Here is a 14940-nt window from a genome sequence, read left to right as displayed (position 1 = left end):
AACCCTAATTGCCCTAATAATCGATATCTGTAAATGTTAATAGCGAATCCCTGATGAGATAAGTGCAATTTCCGAACTTTAGATTTCAAATTTTAGTGCAAATTTCTAACTATTTTGAAAACCATTATCTGTATATAAGAGGATTATTGAATGAGACTACAACAGCCCATCTTTCTGTTCTAAGAAGGCCTTCGGTTCTTTCATCTACAGAAGTTGCCTTCACAGAAACATTTTTATTTAGGAAAAACCAATTATCTCCATTATTAGGCGCTCCAAATCTTTTTATTAATTCATTTCTGACGGCTTCTACTTTTTCAGAGCCATCATCGTCACCGTCAATATCATCATATTCGAAACAATCAGTATAATAATACCTTGTCCATGTGTTTGCAGAAAATAACACAAACTGATAAAGTCTATTCTCGTAAAAGTCTTTGTATTTAATAACGAAGTCCTGATTGCCTATTTTTATCAAACCTGAAGCAGTTTTTGACAAGTCAACTACGGCGCTGTCAAAATCCTCATGCGACATTCCAAAATAGAAATTATTAATAATATGATCACCTTCTTTCTCATACAAGACCTTAGACGCTTCTGAGAATTTAAGAGAATCTTCTATCCAGATAGAATCTTTTTCTGCCTTTATTCTTTCCTTTTCTGCTTGAAGGTCAAGCCTAATTTTCTCGACTCTTTTCTGGGACCCACTCTTGCATGAAACTATCACTATGCACAATGTTAATAGGTATAAAACTTTCTTCATATTACAAATTAAAATGTTTGATTTGGGAACTGATTAAGGATTACGGTTTCCCTTGTTAGAAGCATAAGTCCAACAACAATACTATATGACATAACAATCGCTGCCCATCCACAATCATTACCAGAGTCCCCAAATATCAATGCAATAATCACCAACAGAAACTTAGTCAAACTGTCCATTGTTACTTATTTCTTCTGTAAAATGAGTCTCTTATGAAACACGCTGCAAAAATACAAAAAAAATAGCATATTCGATGCTGTTTCTTCAAAAAACCGATGAAAATCTTGCATAATTCAAAAATTTATGTTATTTTTGCCCACGAAATTAAGTAGATTCTCGGATAAGACAGTCCGAATCAAACGATAACAGAACCCGTCGGCATCCCGTAGATCTGCTGGCGGGTCACCTTTTTATTTAGAAAGCAATGAGCAATCAGAAACCACGAACAATAGATGAGCAAATCCGCCTACTCCGTTCAAGGGGAATGGCGTTCAGCAATGAAGAGGATGCCAAGCAGTGTTTGGCGCACATCAGTTACTTCCGTCTGAAATACTATTGGACGGATATGCGAGACGAGGAAACAGAGCACGACTTCAAGGATGGTGCATTGTTTGACAATGTGATAGCCCGATACAACTTTGACCGCAGTCTTCGGCTTATACTCTTTGATGCCATTGAGATTATTGAGGTGGCACTTAGGGCTAAGATTATCAATCATCTTTCACAGGCAAAGGATAGTGGACTTTGGTATTTGGATGCTTCTCTCTTTGAACGGTCAGACTATTATGAGGAGTTCGTGCTTGACCTCAAGTATGAGTTTGACCGCAGCACCGAGCCATTTGCCAAAGAGTATATTGCAGAGCACTCCAATTGGGATTGGGAGTCAATGGAGGGAGATAATCCTGATGCATGGATGATACTCGAAAGCGCAACCTTCGGAACACTCTCGAAGATGTACAAAAACTTGAAGAGCCAGTTGCCTGAGCGTGCTGCCATTGCCAACGACTTCGGACTGTATTCTGCAAAGGAGTTATCAAGTTGGTTGGAGGCTATTTCAGTGCTTCGTAACATCATAGCCCACCACTCACGCCTCTGGAACAGAAGCCTTGCCAAACAAGTGACCAATCCCAAAGGTCATCGAGACAAGTGGTTGCAGAATCCTTTGACAGACAATCAGAAGAAGAAACCGTATGGTGTCATTACCGCTATGCTCTATCTCTGCAATGCCGTGTATCCAGACAACCAGATAAAGGAGAAACTACTTGCCTTAATTGATAACAGTGCAAGCATTCCCTATTACAAATACGGATTTACAGGCGACTGGCGTAAGGAGCCGATATGGCGGTAAAATCGCGTTAATTTGTGTGTATAAGATTTGGTGATTCCAAATAAAAGCATTACCTTTGTCCCCGACAACGAGCCATTGAAACAGGCTGGTGGCTCAGCGTCGGGAGTTCTTTGATACGCAAATCATAGCAGAATGAGGAAATTAGAAAGGTCTCTTATTCGTAACCCCGATTTTTCTCAATCCCTCAGACTGCCTTTATTTACAAAGGTTTGCTAATTCTTCCAATTTTACGAAATATTCCTCTCACGCACAAATATTTTTCATCTTTATAACGAAGTTTCAGAATGTCCGATGCTGTTGTGTTCGTAAACAGCAATTTTTTTGCATAAAAGTAGAAAAAAATATAGCAAAACGTTTGGAAGATATTGAAAAAAAATCTATCTTTGCCACATAGAATGATGGTACATCCAACTTAATATACTACCTTAAATTATATATACTTCACAAAAACACCAAGCAAGTGCGAATCCGTCCGGAGTCGCACTTATTTTTTTGTCCTATTGCTTGGAAGTTTCAAGTATTCTTTTTATCTTTGCACCCGAGGTTCGGAAAAACGCCGAATGTCATGCAAGACAATAACGAGGAAACCCCTTAACTATATGCATTATTACAACTTAGTATGAAAAAGCTATTTTTGCCTCTACTGCTCATGTTAGCAGTGTCTGCCCAGGCAGCAGACAACAATCCAGTGTTAACCATTGAAGGTGGTCAGGTGCAAGGCGTCTTGGCCGACGATCATCCTGAAGTATTCGTTTATCGTGGCATTCCCTATGCTGCTCCTCCCATCAAGGAAAACCGTTGGAGAGCCCCGCAGCCCGTTGTACCCTGGAAGGGTGTGAAGGTGTGCGACACCTTCGGTCGTCCCAGCTACCAGGCCATCCAGTATACAGGTGGCTACTATACCGAGTGGGGCTACGGCAAGGAGGCTGCTTTCAGTGAAGACTGTCTTTACCTGAACGTGTGGACCAAGGCGCCTGGCAAGGTAGGTAAAAAACTGCCCGTGGCCCTTTGGATTCATGGTGGTGGCTATCGCGAGGGCTTCGGTTCAGAGCCCGAGTTCGACGGACAGGAGTGGGGTGCCAAGGATGTGGTACTCGTCACCATCAACTATCGTCTGGGTATCTTCGGCTTCCTTACGCATCCTGCTTTGAAGGAAGAGAGTCCCAACCATGTTTCAGGTAACTATGGTATCCTCGACCAGATTGAGGCGCTGAAGTGGATTAAGAAGAATATTGAGCAGTTTGGCGGCGACCCCAATAACGTGACCATCTTTGGTCAGAGTGCTGGTGGAGGAAGCGTGCGCACCCTTTGCGAGAGTCCTTTGGCTCGCGGTCTGTTCCACAAGGCTGTCATCATGAGTGCCCAAGGTCTCAGCATTCCCAATCCCAATGGTGGTGGTATGATGGGTGGTCGCTACAGTGGCGGCTCTATCGAAGATGCTGAAGCCAATGCCAAGAAGATGTTCGACTGGGCCGGCATGACCGACCTGCAGAAGATGCGTCAGGCATCTACCGAGACCGTCTTTGCTTTGCCCACTCTCTATGGTCAGGTGAACAGCGCTGGTCAGCAGGGCGGCATGGGTGGCATGATGCGCATGGGTATGGGTTTCATGCCAATGATTGATGGCTATGTCAGCGAAAAGAGCTTTGATGATGCCACACGACAGGGCACCCTGGCCGATGTGCCTTATATGATTGGCTTCACCCTGAACGATATGGGCAACATGGCTCCTAATATTGCAGAGTTCTGTAAGGTACGCGCCGAGAAGGGTGGCAAGGCTTGGGCCTATCAGTTTGCCCGTCCTCTGCCCGACGATGGTTCACATCCTGAGGTCACCCAGCGTCTGAAGGGTGCTTTCCACTCAAGCGACCTTTGGTTTGTGTTCAAGAGTCTGAAGCACTGCTGGCGTCCTTGGACCAAGGGCGACTGGGATCTTTCTGAGAAGATGCTCACCGCATGGACCAACTTCGTGAAGTATAGCGACCCCAATGGTCCTAAGGGTGGTCAGTGGACACCTTGCACAGAGAAGAGTCCTAAGTTCATGGTCTTTAAGTTGAACGACAAGGATGCTGAGGCTTCGTTCCTTGGCGAACCAGAGAAGGCACCTCAGAGTCAGGGCTTCGGCTTTGGCGGTTTCGGCGGTGGTGCTCCTGGCGCTCCCAGAAGATAATCACATTTGAAGATACACATAAAAAATCCTCTCGTCCAAAACGGACGAGAGGATTTTTGTTATATCTTGAATCTTCGCCACAGCCAGTTGGGAATCAGTCGCCATACGAAGGTCAGCACCCGATAGCGCCAGTCGACGATTCGCACGTGGCGGCCACAATGAATACTCCTCACAATATCGCGTGCCACCGCCTCAGGTCTCATCAGCATGGGGTAGGGGAAGTTATCGTTCAGCAGGGCCGTCTTCACGAATCCAGGACGGATATCTGTAAACCTGATATTGAGTCTGCGCTGACGTGACTGCTGCTCCAGTGCCTGCAGATAAGTGCTTTGCATGGCCTTGGTGGCAGAATAGGCAGGCGCAGGACCTAACCCCTTGGTGCCTGCTATCGAAGTGATGGCAGCAATATGCCCCTCGCCCCGATTGGCGAAATAGCGATAGGCCGTGCCAATCATTCTTGTGAAGCCCACGGCATTAGTGTCCATGGTGCTCAGTTCGATGTCTTCTGTCAGCATGCGGTTCTGCTTACCGATTCCTGATGCGTGGAAATACAGGTCCATGCCGCCCAGTTGCTCTATCAAAGCCAGCAGTCGTTCACCCGCATCCACCTTTGTCACGTCGATGGTCTTCACCTCCACATGCTCTGGTGCCACGGCTTTCAGTTCCATGAGCGACTCCTCTCTGCGGGCCGCTACACCTATATGCCAGCCTTCGGCCAGCAACAATAGAGCCACTTCCCTGCCAATGCCCGAGCTGGCCCCTACGATAATTGCTCTCTTTTCCATCTCTGCAAAGGTATGAAAAAGTGAGTAAAATGCAAAAGGAATTAGGCCCAAAATGGCAACTCGACAGACAAAAACAGTATTCGTTTTCAGTACCAACCCCCTTGGTATTTTCAGTACCAACCCCTCTGGTACTCTCAGTACCAACGCTTGGTAGCCTCCGTACCAAGCGTTGGTAGCCACACTACCAAGCCTTGGTAGCCAGGCTACCAAAGGTTGGTAGTCACGCTACCAAATGGTGGTAGTCATGATACCAAATGTTGGTAGTCATGATACCAAGCCTGGGTAGTATGGTAAAATAGATAAGGATGATTGCAAAGTGCTGATATATAGAATTTTATCATAATTTATTTGGCTGTTTAAAATAGTTTATCTATATTTGCAATGTCTTAGTTGCTTGTGCATATATAACAACCATTTAGCGACAAACAGATTTTTGATTTATAACGTTTTATAGAGTATGAGAACATGTAGAAATTGTGGTGCACAATTAGATGATGATGCACATTTCTGTACAGAATGTGGCACAAAAGTGGATGTGTCTCCTGCCCAACCAATGGAATCGCCTGTTGTTGAGAATCAGGTTGTGACTCCTGCCGTACCTGCCATAGAGGTTGATAAGACATCTTGGTTCTCGAAGAACAAGGCATGGGTGTTGCCTGTTGGTGCAGTGGCTATCTTGGTACCTATCATCATTTGCGCAATAATGTTTTTGGGCTCCGATAAAAAGGGTAACGGGCTCTTGCCAGTACAAAAGCCGGCATGGGAGAAATTCGTGGTTGTTCTGAACGATAATGTTCCTTTGTTCAAGGAGGCGAATACTTTAAGTCCCCAATTGCAGATTATGGATGAGAACCTGGAAACAGATGCTGTCGTTCAGTATTTCAAGTGGAGTGATACGGCAGATAAACGAGGCTTTTCTTCTTTTAATTATGTACTTAGTCGAAACCGAATATTGCCCGTTGTCAGTGAAGAAGGTGATTGGTATAAGGTCACAGTGTCTGAGGATTATTTGCAACCTGTAGATTGCTATATACAAAAGCATTATTGCAGAGAGATTAAGCCAGAACCCATTACACCAGAGCTTCTACAAGAAATGAATAACTACAAATGGCGTACTGCTTTCTATGGACTACAAACAGACGATATATTTAAGAACCTTTGCTTTATATCAGTATTGAGTGAAATGGAGGGTGAGTGGCTCGACGTGGCTGTCCTGTATGATGGTGTTTTGATTAATCCACGAACCAAACGTATTTCTATTCAGGCAAATCAAAACGAAGATGCTGAACCGCTTGAGATATCCTACGATGATGGCTATCCTAACTTGTATTATAGTTCATCGATGGCGGAAAACTATACGCTCGACACCAGAAAGATTTCTCAGGAAGCTAAGAATAAGAGCATCAATTTGACATACTTGTTCGAATCTATTCCTACTTCTCAGTCGTATATTCAGGAGGTTTCTTATTACTTCCCTGAGATAGACAAATTTCATTTGATCACCTTTGACCAGAATGTTTCAGGTAGTCAGTCGTCTGCCAATATCGACGATGTAGAGGATCAGAAAGAGTTTACTGGGTTCAGTTTCGAAGTTGAGCAGGACGATGAGTCTATGTATCTTTATGCTGTGATGGATGGCGAGAAGAGAAGTACTGGAATATCTGGCGCACAGGTGGTAATTCTGAATCAGGCTGACTATGATGATGATGGTGAACGCGAAGCTTTGGTGTTTGAATGGGGTGGTGGAAATTCCGTAGAGCCTCCATATATCGTGTACTTTGATAAAGAAGCGCAGGAGTTTAAAAAAGCCCTGGGCTTCGAGGACGCAATCATGAACCCTAATATCATGGTGGAAAACTGGGAAGGAAAAACATCTTTCAGACGAGATATTGGCTTGCGAAAGGATAGGTATATTTACGTAAATCACGAGGTGAAATTGGCTGAACGCATTGCTCCTGAAGTCGGCACGATTCTTTCTACTATAACTGTCGACAAGGTGTTTGGTTCAAGTGAAGAGATGGAGGAAAAGACTATACATATTGATATAGATATTGATGGCGTGAAGGACGAGGTGGTGTTCTATCACGACAATAGTCATGTCCTCGACTGGGGCAAGAAAATGCTACTGAAGGATATGACAGGTTCTTATTGGTGTTTCCCTCTTGGTCATGAGGAGTTAGGACTGGTGGCTACAAAATTTGCCTTTGTAAAGCCAGAAGAGGGCGAAATTCCTTTGGTGTTATGCGATGATGCATGGCTCTATAAATGGAATGGAGAGAAATATTTATTGCAATAAATGACAAAAGGTGCCGAGCAATTGTTGCTCGGCACCTTTTGGTTGGAATCTAACTTTATTTATCCTCCTTTTTCAGTGAATACAGCTTAGCCACAAGGGCGCCACTGATGTTATGCCAAACGCTGAAGACGGCACCAGGGATGGTGGCCAGTGGATAGGCAGCGAAATGCAGTACGGCCAGCGATGAGGCCAGGCCGCTGTTTTGCATGCCCACCTCGATGCTGAGCGCCACGCACTTGGGCTTCTGAAGATGAAGCAGGCGCCCAACGGTGAAGCCGAAGGCCAGTCCCAGGAGGTTGTGAACCACGACGACGGCCATCACCAGCAGACCAGCTGTCAGCAGTCGGTCGGCATTATGTGCCACGATGATGCCCACCACCAGTGCTATCACCACTGACGAGAAGGCAGGCAGATAGGGCATCACGCGCTTGGTCGCCTTGGGGATGAATCGCTGGCAGAGCAGTCCGCCAACGATGGGCGCGATGACCACATAGACGATGCTCATCAGCATGCCCAGTGCATTAACGTCGACCATGGTGCCAGCCAGTGCCCATACCAGCAAGGGTGTGAGCAGTGGGGCCAGCAGGGTAGAGGCGGCCGTCATACCAACAGAGAGGGCCAGGTCGCCCTTGGCCAGATAGGTGATGACGTTTGATGCCGTGCCACCAGGACAGCAACCCACGAGTATCACGCCGATGGCCAGTTCCTCGGGCAGTGAGAAGGCCCACGTCAGTCCTAAGGCCAGCAGGGGCATCACGGTGAACTGCGTGAGGCAACCAATCAATATGTCCTTGGGTCTGCTCAACACAATCTTGAAGTCCTGCGGCGAGAGTGTCAGTCCCATGCCAAACATGATGACGCCTAGCATGGGGTTGATGGCCCAGGTGCCAATCCACGAGAGCGATGTTGGCATCATCAGTGCCAGTGCAGCCACCAGCACCACCATCGCTCCCATCCATCGGGCTATGAAATCACAAATGCGCTTCATTGATAGGAATTCTTTTATGTTCATTAAAAGATTGAAGACATCAGTATGGCACAGCAAAATATGGAGGCGGTGCAAATAATGGTAATCATAATCATTGATTTTAAGTTGTTGATAATCAGTTTATTCTTCGCGATATTCCAAGATGTCGCCAGGCTGACAACCCAACTCGTGACAGATGGTCTCAAGTGTGCTGAAGCGTATGGCCTTGGCTTTGCCCGTCTTAAGGATCGACAGATTGGCCAGTGTGAGTCCCACACGCTCGGCTAACTCGCTCAGCGACATTTTGCGCTTGGCCATCTCCACGTCCAGGTTTACAATAATCTTTCCCATAGGCACTTAAATCGTTAGATCCTGTTCTTCTTTCAACTTCAGACCGATAGAAAAAGCCTCGGCCATAATCAGAATGAAGATACCTTCAGCAATGATTCCGAAGGCGTCAGACCACACATCCAGCAGGTTGCCCAGGTCGAACGACATGGAAGAAAACGTTACGATTGTTGTGAAAACGATGCATCGGCCCACCGTTCGCAGCAAATCGACATTGGTCCAGGTGAACACCTCGCCATGATTAACGCAGAGGATGAAGCGTACGAAGCAGGCGAAAGCGTAGAGATACACTACTGCGCCACCAAGAATAATCAAGGCTCTGACAATATCAAAAGCTGTGGTTTCTGGGGTCTCAGCACCATCTTCCCAACCTTGTCTGAAGTCGCTAGCTCCTGCCATAACTGCCAACACGGCGCTTACAATCATCAGTACCAGCAGCATAATGCAGAGAAAATTGAGTTTCTTTTTCATCGTTTTTATTGTTTTAATTTATAGATTTATCGATTTTCGATATGCAAAAGTATATCTTTTTTCGATATCGTGCAAGGAAAAACAATAAAAGTTTATCGAAAAACGATATATTTAACACTTTGAAACATTTCAGGCCTCCCTATACCTTATTATATATAATATGATCGTTTCTTTCTTTCCTTCCTCGTCACTCGCATCGGCTGTGGCATAGCTGGTTTCACCAACGAACAGATCTCTCCCCTCTTCAAGGCCGCTCATGGCATAGAGAACATCGTCCTGCCACCAGGGTGGTGATGTGAAATATTTTTCCTGAATTATTTGGCTCTTTCGGTTTTTCTCTTTACCTTTGCGCGCAAGTCTGAAAACTATAAATCGACAAATTATAACCTTTTAATTGATTATCGCTATGCGTAGAACAATGATTTTGGCAATGCTGACTTGTTTGGCAGTGGTTGCTTTTGCCCAAAGGACTCCAACAATGGGATGGAGTTCGTGGAACACGTTTGCACTGAACATCAACGAGGAACTGATTAAGGGACAGGCTGATGCCATGCACAAGAATGGCTTGCAGGAGGCTGGCTATCTGTATGTGAACATCGACGATGGCTACTGGGATGGACGTGGTGACGACGGTCATCTGCGACTGAACACGAAACTGTTTCCAAACGGTATGCGCTCGTTGGTGGATTATATTCACATGCTGGGACTGAAGGCTGGTATCTATAGTGATGCTGGCGACAATACCTGCGGCAGTGGCGGTAAGCATGCGTGGGGCCTGGGCGTGGGTTTTGCTGGACACGAGGAGCAGGACTGCAAACTCTATTTCATGGACTGGGACTTCGACTTTATCAAGGTGGACTACTGTGGTGGTGCGCACATGCGACTGGATGAGCGCGAGCAGTATACGAAGATCTCTAATGCCATCAAGAACTGTGGTAAGAAGGATATTGTATATAATATGTGTCGCTGGGCCTTCCCTGGCACATGGGGTGCCGATGTGGCCGACTCATGGCGCACAACGGGTGACATCTATGATGCCTGGAGGAGTGTGAAAGGTATTTTGGCTGAGAACCTCTACCTGAGTGCTTACTGCCACGATGGTCACTATAACGATATGGACATGCTGGAGGTGGGTCGTTCGATGACGCAGGTGGAGGACGAGACGCACTTTGGCATGTGGTGTATCATGGCTTCGCCCTTGCTCATTGGCTGTGATACAAGAAATATTCGTCCTGAGGCACTGAAGTTGCTGTGTAACAAAGACTTGATTGCACTGAATCAGGATAAGTTGCACCTGCAGGCTTATGTGGCCGAGAAGCAGGGTGAGTGCTTTATCTTGGTGAAGGATATCAAGAAACTGCAGGGCAAGGAGCGTGCCGTGGCTATCTATAACCCCAGCGATGAGGCTCAGACGGTGAGACTGGATCCATACACCCTCGAACTTGGTGGTGCTGTGCAGTACTATGACTGTTTTGCTCAGGCCAACTATCTGTATGATATGAACCCCATTCCTGTGAAGGTTCCTGCCCATGGCACCAGAATTTTCCGTGTGAAGGGTCAGAAGCGCTTGGAGCGTAAGGTTTATGAGGCTGAGACGGCTTATATTCCTACCTATCAGGAACTTCGCAATAATCAGAATGCGAAGACCGGCATGTACAGCGCCAATGAGAAGTGCTCAGGAGGCTATGCTGCTTGTTGGCTGGGCAGTGGTCGCGATAACCAGTTGCAGTGGAACGATGTCTATGTGAAGAAGGCTGGCATGCATCGCGTCACCATTACTTATTTCTGTGCAGAGGATCGCGACATGGACCTGATCGTGAATGGCGAAAAGGTGACAACGCTGCAGACTCACTCGCACGACTGGAACCGTGCGGCCACTATTTCATACAACGTTAAGCTTCGCAAAGGACGCAATAGCATCTGCCTGAGCAATGACGTGGCATGGATGCCTGACATCGATAAGATGGTGGTGGAATAATGAATTAGAATTGGAACAAAAAAAAGAGAAAGACTCGTTTCACAACGAATCTTTCTCGTACTTAACTAAATTAATCAACCATAAACCTTAACCATTAAAATTCTTTTCTGATGCAAAAATAGAACTAAAATCTGAAATGGAGGTCGAAAATCCGTTATTTATGGTTTAAAAAGCATTTTTTATCGCAGTTTAAACCATTTCGAACGTTTTTTAAACGCTTTGGCCAATTTCTCGTCTTTTTCTCCATTCTTTTGTTTTTTATGGCGTCTTCTTTTTGCTTTTTATACTCAAAATGAACAATTATATTATACATATCTGTAGAATCTAATTGTAATAATCGACTGATTTTTAACTCTTTTAACAATGAGGCGACGTTTCTGAAAATTTGTCGTCCAATTTGTTTGGCCAATTCACCAATATATTATAACTTTGCATCGAATATTCATTTTATCGGATAACATGTGTAGTTTAACTATGCATCAATCATAAGGTAACCTGAAATTTAACTAAATAGTCAATAATAATAATCAAAATGAAACATTTCAACTTAATCAAAACGTTTCTCCTACTATTTGCCCTAGTAGTGGGAGGGGGAAGTAGTGCTTGGGCAGATACATATGAGCAATTGACTTCAATTGCAAATATTGATGAATCTGCAGAGTATGTTTTGGGAATCGATGGGACTGGATTCCATTATGAAGGAACTTCCTCTTGGGGTAAGACAGCGTTACCTTCTGCGCAGACACCAATCTATTATACCTTAAAGAAAGCTAATGATGGTAATTCATTCACTGCTGAGGCTACAATTGGTGGTAAGAAATATTATCTGCAGATTCCTACTTCAAATACTTTTAGTATGGCAACTTCTGCGGGTACAAATACTGATCTTATCATTGGTACTACGCAAGTTTCTGGAACAAATTATGCAGTTGCTAATAAAACGACAACAGCACGACATCTTCGAATAAACGGAACAAGTGGACTGCGTTCTTATGCCGGTACAACCGGTACCATGGCTTTTTTCTATAAAGTTGTAAAAGCAGTTAGTTTTACTCTTACTGGTGAGTCGAATAATACTTCTTTGGGTACAGTTTCGGTCGAGAATAACATAATAACTGCAACTCCAGCAGCAGGATGCCGTATAAGTTCAGTGACACCTTATGAAATAATCGCTGGTTCTGCAACAGTATCACAGTCTGGTAATATATTTACTGTCACGGCAACAGAAGATTGTACGGTTCGAATTAACTTCGAGGAAATCCCAACGTATACAGTTACAATCACAGCTCCAACAGGTGGAACTCTTCTTGTTAAGAATGGAGATGATGTGGTTACTTCTGGAGATAAGTTTGTTGCAGGTACTGTACTTTCTGTTACTGCTACTCCTGCTGATGATTATAATTTTGTGAATTGGAAGGCTGTGGATGTGTCAACTCATACCTACACGTCAGTTACTTCTTATACAATGACGGATCATGATGTTACGTTAAGTGCAACATTTGCTGCTAAAGTATATCATAATGCAATTTTCAAAAAGAATGGTGGTGAGATACATGCTACTGTACCTACAGAAGTCGGAAAAGCTATCGTATTCCCTGCTACAAAGCCTGCCGCTGTTGAAGGAAAAGTGTTTATGGGTTGGGTTGCTGCAACCATTACAGGTACAACAGATGAAGCACCAACATTTGTTTCTTCTGCTACAATGGGTGAAGAAGATGTTACTTATTATGCTTGTTATGCAGATGTAACTCCAGGAAGTTCGACGACAAAGACTGATGAACTGACTAAAATGACAACAGGAGTTTCTGGAACGTCTTATTCTGGTTGGTCAGGTAAAACTGTTGTTTCAAGTGCTGTATATGCAGGAAATAGTGCAGCAGGTAACAATGCAATACAGTTGCGTTCGAAAGATAATAGTGGTATAGTTACCACGGTATCAGGTGGACAGGCCAAGAAAATAACTGTAACTTGGAATAGTAATACATCCACAGGTAGAACATTGGATATATATGGTAAGAATACAGCATACGCTAGCTCGTCAAATCTTTATTCTTCAGAATCTGCTACCTTGGGAACAAAAATAGGTAGTATTGAATATGGGACAAGTACAGAATTGAATATTGTGGGAGACTATACATTTATAGGAATTCGTTCTAATGATGGTGCCTTGTATCTTGATATGATTGCTATAGATTGGACTACAGGTACTCCTGATACATATTCAGACTATTGCACCACCGTTGCAGCTGACACTCGTGAGGCAGTTAATATCACAAGTTTTACTGCAACTGAGACCACGTTGATTAAGGGTAATACGACTGCTACTGCTGTTGCCAACGACCAGGCTGGCTGGACTGCTGCTTATACCTATGCTTCTGATAATACAGATGTTGCTACTGTAGCTGCTGATGGCGTGATTACTGCCGTTGGAAAGGGTACTGCAAACATTACTGTTACATTGAATGTAGATAAGGATGATGCTAACTATAAGAAGGGAACAACCTTCAGTAAGAGCATTGAGATTACAGTGAATAATCCTTCTCATACCGTGGCTTTCTATGATAATGGTACAAAGATTAGTGAAGAAAATGTAGAGGAAGAGGCTGCTATAGTATTCCCAACTAATCCTACTCCTACTGTAGGCGGATTTATGTTTGAGGGATGGGCATCTGCTGCTATTGATGGTACTGCAAATGTCAAGCCTTCTACAGTAACTGAGGCTAACATGGGTGATGCAGACATTAACTACTATGCTGTTTATGGTGATGTGCAGAAGAGGGAAGTCACTGCAACATTCGATGCTTCTGACATTTCTAACCTTACTTCTGTAGGAACAAGAACTTGGAAGGAAAATGATACAGAAATTGAAATTTATATTTCTTCTGGTCAGCATTATACTAATGGAACACCAAATACTTGGACTGTAAATAATGGTGCTTCGAACTATCTCCTTGTTAGCCGAGAAAATGCTAGTATTAAGAGAGTTGAAGTTACTGTCTCTGGCTCAACATATGCAGTGGCAAAGTATAAGGCATATGCGAATAATAACGATAATACAGGTGTAGATTTGACTTCTTCTGTAACGACTTCAGAAACTGTTTCTGAATTAAATGTTGAAGGAGCATATGAGCAGGTCTCTTTATTTGCTGGTAGCAATCAGATTCGTGCAACCAAGGTCGTTGTAGATGCGATAATATATTCAATAAGTGGTTATGTGACAACACTTCCTACGGATGCAAAAATCACTATCTCTTCTGCAGGTTATGCAACATATTGCTCTAATCATCCTCTTGACTTCACTGGTATCACAACCCTGACAGCTTATACTGCTTCTGTGGAAGACAATGTAATTAAGTTCAATAAGGTGGAGGGTAAGGTGCCTGCTAACACTGGTCTGCTGGTGAGCGGCGAGACAACGAATGTGCCTGTGTGCGCAAGCGCTGACCCTGTGGATAATCTGCTGGTTGGCGTGACTACAGAGACTGTGAAGGATGCTAACACCATCTTCGTACTGATGAATGGCTCTAAGGGCATTGGTTTCTATAAGAACTCGAATGCGTTTACGCTTCGTGCAAACTCTGCTTATCTGCCTGCTGAGGCTGTGGGAACTGCTGGCGCTCGTGCCTTCATCGGCTTCGATGACGAGGCAACTGGTATCGCTGAGGTGAATACTCAGAAGGAGGATGCGAAGCGCATGTTCGACCTCCAGGGGCGCAAGGTGACTAAGGCTGCAAAGGGGCTCTACGTCGTGGATGGCCGTAAAGTGGTGGTCAAATAAGTGAGCAGAAACAAAGTATTTGAACTAAATAAACAAGGA

The 14940-nt window shown here is 44.4% G+C and carries 10 protein-coding genes; 5 read left to right on the top strand and 5 right to left on the bottom strand.

Going from position 1 to position 14940, the window contains the following annotated elements; genetic code table 11:
* Nucleotides 1-124 precede the first annotated feature (124 nt).
* Nucleotides 125-760 carry a hypothetical protein gene (locus M1D30_RS09345; protein WP_248503310.1) on the bottom strand — a complete coding sequence of 212 codons (636 nt, stop codon included), beginning with the start codon at nt 758-760 and terminating at the stop codon, nt 125-127.
* Nucleotides 761-1184: 424 nt separating this feature from the next.
* On the opposite strand from M1D30_RS09345, the gene M1D30_RS09340 reads away from it, so the two are divergent.
* Together M1D30_RS09340 and M1D30_RS09335 are read left to right on the top strand one after the other, a co-directional pair.
* On the top strand, nt 1185-2108 hold the full coding sequence (locus M1D30_RS09340; protein WP_248503306.1) for an Abi family protein: 924 nt from the start codon (nt 1185-1187) through the stop codon (nt 2106-2108).
* Between the two features lie 619 nt (nt 2109-2727).
* Nucleotides 2728-4278 carry a carboxylesterase/lipase family protein gene (locus tag M1D30_RS09335; protein ID WP_248503304.1) on the top strand — a complete coding sequence of 517 codons (1551 nt, stop codon included), beginning with the start codon at nt 2728-2730 and terminating at the stop codon, nt 4276-4278.
* A 59-nt stretch (nt 4279-4337) separates the two neighbouring features.
* On the opposite strand, the gene M1D30_RS09330 is transcribed toward M1D30_RS09335, so the two are convergent.
* Nucleotides 4338-5063 (bottom strand): SDR family oxidoreductase, encoded by a 726-nt coding sequence (locus M1D30_RS09330; RefSeq protein WP_248503302.1) that lies wholly within the window; start codon nt 5061-5063, stop codon nt 4338-4340.
* 457 nt (nt 5064-5520) lie between these two features.
* Between M1D30_RS09330 and M1D30_RS09325 the strand changes: the two genes are divergently transcribed.
* Nucleotides 5521-7359, top strand: coding sequence for a zinc ribbon domain-containing protein (locus M1D30_RS09325; RefSeq protein WP_248503300.1), 1839 nt, complete (start codon nt 5521-5523; stop codon nt 7357-7359).
* 55 nt (nt 7360-7414) lie between these two features.
* Here the strand turns inward: M1D30_RS09325 and M1D30_RS09320 are convergent, their stop codons facing one another.
* From M1D30_RS09320 to M1D30_RS09310, 3 genes are all read right to left on the bottom strand, one after another.
* Nucleotides 7415-8347 (bottom strand): bile acid:sodium symporter family protein, encoded by a 933-nt coding sequence (locus tag M1D30_RS09320; protein WP_248503298.1) that lies wholly within the window; start codon nt 8345-8347, stop codon nt 7415-7417.
* 120 nt (nt 8348-8467) lie between these two features.
* The gene (locus tag M1D30_RS09315) at nt 8468-8677 is read right to left on the bottom strand and encodes a helix-turn-helix transcriptional regulator (RefSeq protein WP_248503297.1); all 210 of its coding nucleotides are present in this window, start codon (nt 8675-8677) and stop codon (nt 8468-8470) included.
* A 6-nt stretch (nt 8678-8683) separates the two neighbouring features.
* Entirely contained in the window at nt 8684-9145 is a 462-nt protein-coding gene (locus tag M1D30_RS09310; RefSeq protein WP_248503295.1) for a DUF2975 domain-containing protein, read from the bottom strand.
* Nucleotides 9146-9563: 418 nt separating this feature from the next.
* On the opposite strand from M1D30_RS09310, the gene M1D30_RS09305 reads away from it, so the two are divergent.
* Nucleotides 9564-11123 carry an alpha-galactosidase gene (locus M1D30_RS09305; RefSeq protein WP_248503293.1) on the top strand — a complete coding sequence of 520 codons (1560 nt, stop codon included), beginning with the start codon at nt 9564-9566 and terminating at the stop codon, nt 11121-11123.
* Nucleotides 11124-11655: 532 nt separating this feature from the next.
* Entirely contained in the window at nt 11656-14901 is a 3246-nt protein-coding gene (locus M1D30_RS09300; protein WP_248503291.1) for an Ig-like domain-containing protein, read from the top strand.
* Nucleotides 14902-14940: the final 39 nt, after the last annotated feature.

Source organism: Prevotella sp. E15-22, from assembly GCF_023204875.1.
Lineage (GTDB): Bacteria > Bacteroidota > Bacteroidia > Bacteroidales > Bacteroidaceae > Prevotella.
Note: the sequence above shows the minus strand (reverse complement) of the source record. Positions and strands in the feature narration are given on the sequence as shown.

Coding starts and splice junctions, on each gene's coding strand:
- M1D30_RS09345 (WP_248503310.1), bottom strand. CDS start 760: ATGAAGAAAGTTTTATACCTATTAACATTGTGCATAGTGATAGTTTCA.
- M1D30_RS09340 (WP_248503306.1), top strand. CDS start 1,185: ATGAGCAATCAGAAACCACGAACAATAGATGAGCAAATCCGCCTACTC.
- M1D30_RS09335 (WP_248503304.1), top strand. CDS start 2,728: ATGAAAAAGCTATTTTTGCCTCTACTGCTCATGTTAGCAGTGTCTGCC.
- M1D30_RS09330 (WP_248503302.1), bottom strand. CDS start 5,063: ATGGAAAAGAGAGCAATTATCGTAGGGGCCAGCTCGGGCATTGGCAGG.
- M1D30_RS09325 (WP_248503300.1), top strand. CDS start 5,521: ATGAGAACATGTAGAAATTGTGGTGCACAATTAGATGATGATGCACAT.
- M1D30_RS09320 (WP_248503298.1), bottom strand. CDS start 8,347: ATGAAGCGCATTTGTGATTTCATAGCCCGATGGATGGGAGCGATGGTG.
- M1D30_RS09315 (WP_248503297.1), bottom strand. CDS start 8,677: ATGGGAAAGATTATTGTAAACCTGGACGTGGAGATGGCCAAGCGCAAA.
- M1D30_RS09310 (WP_248503295.1), bottom strand. CDS start 9,145: ATGAAAAAGAAACTCAATTTTCTCTGCATTATGCTGCTGGTACTGATG.
- M1D30_RS09305 (WP_248503293.1), top strand. CDS start 9,564: ATGATTTTGGCAATGCTGACTTGTTTGGCAGTGGTTGCTTTTGCCCAA.
- M1D30_RS09300 (WP_248503291.1), top strand. CDS start 11,656: ATGAAACATTTCAACTTAATCAAAACGTTTCTCCTACTATTTGCCCTA.